Consider the following 4,479-nt stretch of genomic DNA (forward strand, 5'->3'; position numbering starts at 1 on the left):
GTCAATGCCGAAGACGCCGCCCTGCGTGCCAATCGTCTGGCTCTGCTGGCCAGGCTGCATGCCGCGATGAACTGCGTCGCCGACCTCTCGAAGCTCGCCACATGAGGGAAGGTGCCAGCGTGAACCTCATCATCCTCGACCGCGATGGCACCATCAACGAGGACCGCGACGACTTCGTCAAGTCGGCCGACGAGTGGGTGCCACTGCCCGGTTCGCTGGAAGCCATCGCCCGCCTCAACCAGGCGGGCTGGCACACGGTGGTGGCCACCAACCAGTCGGGCCTGGGCCGTGGCCTGTTCGACATGGCGGCGCTCAACGCCATGCACGCCAAGATGAACTCGGCCCTCGCGCGCGTGGGGGGCCGCGTGAGCGCCGTGTTCTTCTGCCCGCATGCCCCCGAAGACCAGTGCACCTGCCGCAAGCCGCTGCCTGGCCTGTACCAGCAGATCGGCGAGCGCTACGGCGTGGAGCTGGAGAACGTGCCCGTGGTGGGCGATTCGGTGCGCGACCTCGAAGCCGCCGTGGCGGCCGGTTGCCCGCCGCACCTGGTACTCACCGGCAAAGGAGCCGCGATGACCGATGCGCAACTGGCGCAGATCAAGCAGCAGATCCCCGACGTGCAGGTGCACGCCGACCTCGCTGCCTTCGCCGAAAGCATGATCCAGCGCGAGCGCACCGCGCGTGGCGCAGCAGGCAAGACCGATTCCGGCTTCGGGAGGCTGGACTGATGCGCACCGCGTTCTGGGCCCTGCGTTCCCTGCTGTTCGTGTTGTGGATGTCGGTGACGGTGGTGCCCTGGGCCATCGCCGTGCTGGTCTATTCGATCTTCGTGCGGGGCGACCCGATCTACTGGCTGTGCGCCGGCTGGCTGCGCGTGGCCATGTGGGGCTGCCGCGTCATTTGCGGCGTGCAGCCTCGGGTGCAGGGCATGGAGAACCTGCCCGACGATGCGGTGATCCTGCTGCCCAAGCACCAGTCGACCTGGGAGACCTTCTTCTTCCCGACGCTGATGCCCCGGCCGCTGGCCTACGTGTTCAAGCGCGAGCTGCTGTTCATTCCCTTCTTTGGCTGGGCCATGGCGCGCATGGACATGATCCACATCGACCGCAGCAAGCGCACCGAAGCCTGGAACAAGGTGGCCGAGCAGGGCCGACGGCTCATGAACGCCGGCCACTGGGTCATCATGTTTCCCGAAGGCACACGCGCGGCGCGCGGCCAGAAGGGCACGTACAAGGTCGGCGGCACGCGCCTGGCCTGCACGCTGGAGCGGCCGGTCGTTCCCATCGCCATGTCGTCGGCCAAGTGCTGGCCGCGCAAGAGCTTCCTGGTGCGCCCCGGCGTGGTCGATGTCTCCATCGGCAAGCCCATCGCATCGGTGGGCCGCCAGCCCGATGAACTGATGCGCGAAGTCGAAGACTGGATCGAGGCCGAGATGCGCCGCCTCGATCCCGAAGCCTACAAAACATAGAATCGCGGCTCATGACCCGCGGTTCACCGGCTCCTTCCACCTCGCAGCTCTCGTTGTTCGATGAGCCGGTGTCGGCGCCGGTTGTTGCAGCACCCCCGCAGGTGCTCGTGGCTCCGCCACCCGCTGCCCCGGTCGCTCCCGCACCACCGGCCGTTCCCATCGCCTCCGTGCTCGCCCCCGCCGTCTTCCGCCATCCGCAGGCCCAGCGCGAGATCCGCCTGAACGACCACCTGGTCGCCTATGCCCTGCGCCGTGCGCGGCGCAAGAGCATCGGCTTCGTGGTCGGCCTTGAAGGGCTGAGCGTGGCCGCGCCCAAGTGGGTGGGCCTCGGCGAGATCGAACCGGCCCTGCGCGAGAAGGCGGGCTGGATCCTGCGCAAGCTGGCCGAGCAGCAGGAGCGCGGGCAGCGCCTGCAGGCGGCCAAGGTCGACTGGCGCGACGGCACCGGCATCCCCTTCCTCGGCGAGACGGTCATCATCGTGCTCGATGCGCGTGCCGGCCTCACCAAGGGCGGTGCGGTGCTCAACGCCGGTGCCGAGGCCCTGCCGGGCGTGCCGCGCCTCACGCTGCACATCGGCCTGCCGCACACCGCCACACCCGAGCAGATCCGCGACGTGGTGCAGAGCTGGCTGCAGCGCCAGGCGCGCCGCGTGTTCGAGGAGCGCTGCAAGCACTTTGCGCAGCAGCTGGGCGTGCGCTACACCAAGCTCAGCCTCTCGTCGGCGCAGACGCGCTGGGGCAGCGCCGGGGCCGATGGGGCGATCCGCCTCAACTGGCGGCTCATCCACTTCGCCATGGCGCAGATCGACTACGTGGTGGCACACGAGTTGGCCCACCTGCGCGAGATGAACCACAGCGCGCGCTTCTGGGACGTGGTGCGCTCGGTGATGCCTGACTACGAACAAGTGCGCAGCACCCTCAAGGACGACACCCTCCCCGTGTTCGACTGAGGGAGGCTGGCCATGCGCTACTCCTTTCGGCAACTGCTGCTGGTCGCCTTTCTGCTGATTGCCGCGCTGCTCAGCGCGGCCTCGCTGCGTGGCCTCTACTCGCTGGAAGTGTTGCTGCGCCAGAGCAGCGAGGGCGCACGCCAGGCCGTGGCACACACGGCCGATGCGCAGGTGCTGGCCGAGCGCACGGTGGCGATGGAGCGCGCGGCCCGGCAGTTCCTGGTGCTCGACGACCCGGTGCTGCGCCAGCGCTTCGAAGAGGCCACCCGCGACGCCACCGCGGCGCTGGCGCGCCTGGCCGACAACCGGGTGCCCTCCAACCTGGCGGCCGAGTGGCGCAACACCGAAACCTTCATCGAGGAGCAGTTGCGCGGACCCTCAGCCGAGGTGCGCACGCGCGAGGCCGCGGTCACGTCGGCCTTCCGCGAGCTCGAAGGCATCAATACCGCCATCGCCGAGCAGGTGCGCCTGGCCACCGAGGCACGCAACCAGGTGCTGATGGACGAGCTCGAAGCCGGCCGCGCTGAGCTGGGCCGGCAGATCCTGGCGGCCATTGCGGTGGCCATCGTGTTGGCACTCGGCTTCGGCGTGTGGCTGGCGCGCCCGCTCAAGCGGCTGGAGCGCGCGGTGGTGGGCCTGGGCGAGAACCGGCTCGACCAGCCGATCGAGATCCGCGGCCCGGCCGACGTGCGCCTGCTCGGCCGTCGGCTGGAGTGGCTGCGCCTGCGCCTGGCCGAGCTCGACTCCGACAAGTCGCGTTTCCTGCGCCACGTCTCGCACGAGCTGAAGACGCCGCTTGCGGCGCTGCGCGAAGGGGTCTCGCTGCTCGAAGAGGGCGTGACGGGCACGCTCAGCGACGACCAGAAGGAGGTCGCCCGCATCCTGCGCCAGAACACCGCAGTGTTGCAGGGCCAGATCGAAGACCTGCTGCGTTTCAATGCTGCGGCCTTCGAGGCACGGCGGCTGGTGCGCCGCAAGACCGAACTCGTCGCGCTCATCAAGCAACTGGTGGCGCAGCAGCGCTTGCAGTGGCAGGCGCGGCAACTGGCGCTCCACGTCGATGGCGAGCCGCTCACGGCCGAGGTCGATGCGGACAAGCTGGGCACGGCCTTGGGTAACCTTTTGTCCAACGCCATCCGCTTCAGCCCGGTGGGGGCTACCATCCGTTTTTCAGTGACGCGCGTGCCCGGCCGCGCCTGCATCGACATCGTGGACCAAGGCCCCGGTGTCGCCGCAGCCGACCGGGCCCGCGTGTTCGAACCCTTCTACCGCGGTGAGCGGCAACCGAGCGACGCCGTGCGCGGCAGTGGCATCGGCCTGTCGATCGTGCACGAGTACATCACGGCCCATGGTGGCCAGATCGAGCTCCTGGACGACGGCCCGGGCGCTCACTTTCACATCGAGCTGCCGCATGCGGGTTAGCCCTTTCGTTTGCAGGAATGTTCGTGGAATGGTCGTGCTGGCGAGCGCTTTCGCGCTGACGGCCTGCATCCCCTTGCAACCCGACGTGACACCACCTCCTGCGCCGGCCTCGGCCCCGCCGCCGGTGGTGGTTGCGCCGCCGCCACCCGCGCCGCAGGCCGACCCGGCCGACCTGGCCTCGCGCCGCTTCCTGGCCTACCACGAGCAACTGCGGCAGATGTCGCCCAACGACCTGGGCAACGAGATCAACCGCCTCAATGGCCTGGTCACCAGCAATGCCGCAGCCGCGTCGGCCGAGAACGTGCTCGACCTCGCGCTTGCGCTTTCCATGCAGCACAACGGAGGTGACGTGGCCCGCTCGCTGCAGCTGCTGGAGCAACTGGCTCGCACCAACACGCCCGAGCTGGCCGCGCTGCAACCGCTGGTGCGCCTGATGCTCGGGCGCGTGGCCGAACAGCGGCGGCTCGAGGACCTGCTGGCGCGTGAAGTGGCGCAGCGCCGCGAGCAGCAGCGCAACCTGCAGCAGCTCAACGAGAAACTTGAAGCGCTCAAGGCCATCGAACGCAGCATGACCACCCGCACGCCCACGCAACCCGCCTCTGCGGCCTCGGCGCCGCCCGCTGCGCCCAAGCTGCCCTG

At 69.1% G+C, this 4,479-nt stretch carries 5 protein-coding genes; all 5 read left to right on the forward strand.

The genetic code is table 11. From position 1 onward, the window contains the following. Window positions 1–101: 101 nt before the first annotated feature. A complete protein-coding gene (gene gmhB, locus VFL64_RS16560; protein WP_489541481.1) occupies window positions 102–728 on the forward strand; it encodes a D-glycero-beta-D-manno-heptose 1,7-bisphosphate 7-phosphatase in 627 nt (208 codons plus the stop codon). After that, window positions 728–1,468 carry a lysophospholipid acyltransferase family protein gene (locus VFL64_RS16565; protein ID WP_489541482.1) on the forward strand — a complete coding sequence of 247 codons (741 nt, stop codon included), beginning with the start codon at window positions 728–730 and terminating at the stop codon, window positions 1,466–1,468. Before gmhB ends, VFL64_RS16565 begins: the two co-directional genes overlap by 1 nt. Before the next feature lie 11 nt (window positions 1,469–1,479). Then, on the forward strand, window positions 1,480–2,418 hold the full coding sequence (locus VFL64_RS16570) for a M48 family metallopeptidase (protein WP_489541483.1): 939 nt from the start codon (window positions 1,480–1,482) through the stop codon (window positions 2,416–2,418). A 12-nt stretch (window positions 2,419–2,430) separates the two neighbouring features. Then, a complete protein-coding gene (locus VFL64_RS16575) occupies window positions 2,431–3,840 on the forward strand; it encodes a sensor histidine kinase (RefSeq protein WP_489541484.1) in 1,410 nt (469 codons plus the stop codon). 34 nt (window positions 3,841–3,874) lie between these two features. Next, the coding region (locus VFL64_RS16580; RefSeq protein ID WP_489541485.1) for a hypothetical protein at window positions 3,875–4,479 on the forward strand (605 nt) is incomplete at its 3' end.

This window comes from Rhizobacter sp. (assembly GCF_035702065.1).
Lineage (GTDB): Bacteria > Pseudomonadota > Gammaproteobacteria > Burkholderiales > Burkholderiaceae_C > Rhizobacter.

Coding starts and splice junctions, on each gene's coding strand:
- VFL64_RS16570 (WP_489541483.1), top strand. CDS start 1,480: ATGACCCGCGGTTCACCGGCTCCTTCCACCTCGCAGCTCTCGTTGTTC.
- gmhB (WP_489541481.1), top strand. CDS start 102: ATGAGGGAAGGTGCCAGCGTGAACCTCATCATCCTCGACCGCGATGGC.
- VFL64_RS16565 (WP_489541482.1), top strand. CDS start 728: ATGCGCACCGCGTTCTGGGCCCTGCGTTCCCTGCTGTTCGTGTTGTGG.
- VFL64_RS16575 (WP_489541484.1), top strand. CDS start 2,431: ATGCGCTACTCCTTTCGGCAACTGCTGCTGGTCGCCTTTCTGCTGATT.